This is a genomic window from Nocardia aegles (assembly GCF_052545135.1).
This window is the reverse complement of record NZ_JBQWRI010000053.1, coordinates 1-787: the sequence shown is the minus strand read 5'-3', so window position 1 is coordinate 787 and position 787 is coordinate 1. Positions and strand designations below refer to the sequence as shown.

Below are 787 nucleotides of genomic sequence, written 5' to 3'. Positions count from 1 at the left end.
ACCAGCACATGCTCGGACTCACTCACCACGATCACCCGCACCCGCACCGGCGGCGCCACCGTCACATCGAAACCCTCGCTCACCGCCGCGGCCACCAACGCCGCCACCTCCGACTCATCCGCCCGCCGCACCAACACCTCCGGCACCGCCCGCGCATCCTCCACGGGCAACACCAACTGGAAACCCTCCCCATCCACATCCGGATACACCGTGCGCAACACCTCATGCCGCGCCACCACATCCGCCACCGCCGCCCGCAACGCCGCCACATCCAACACACCACTCAACCGCACCGCGACCGGAATATTGTTCACCCCACTCACCGGATCGAACCGGTTCAAAAACCACATCCGCTGCTGCGCATACGACAACGGCACCCGCTCCGGCCGCGGCCACGCCCGCAACGCCTGCCCCGCCGCCGACCCCGCATGCGCCTCCACCCGCGCCGCCAACCCCGCGACCGTACTCGCCTCGAACACCAACCCCACCGGCACCCGCACATCCAACGCCGACCCGATCCGCGCCGCCGCCTGCGCCGCCAACAACGAATTCCCCCCCAACTCGAAGAAATCGTCATCCACACCGACGCGGCCGTCCTCCTCCGCCACCAGCAACGCCGCGAACACCCCCGCCACGATCTCCTCCACCGGCGTCGACGGCGCCCGGAACTCCCGCACCACGAACACCGGCTCCGGCAACCCCGCCCGATCCAACTTCCCCACCGGCGTCAACGGAATCGCATCCAACACCATGATCGACGCCGGAACCATATACGCGGGCAACGACT

Annotated in this window: 1 protein-coding gene; it reads right to left on the bottom strand. The window is 68.6% G+C overall.

Features of this window, described 5'->3' with window-relative positions; translation table 11 throughout:
• Positions 1-787 (bottom strand): condensation domain-containing protein (locus tag ACT89H_RS29410; RefSeq protein WP_445111925.1); only part of this gene is annotated, 787 nt, incomplete at both ends.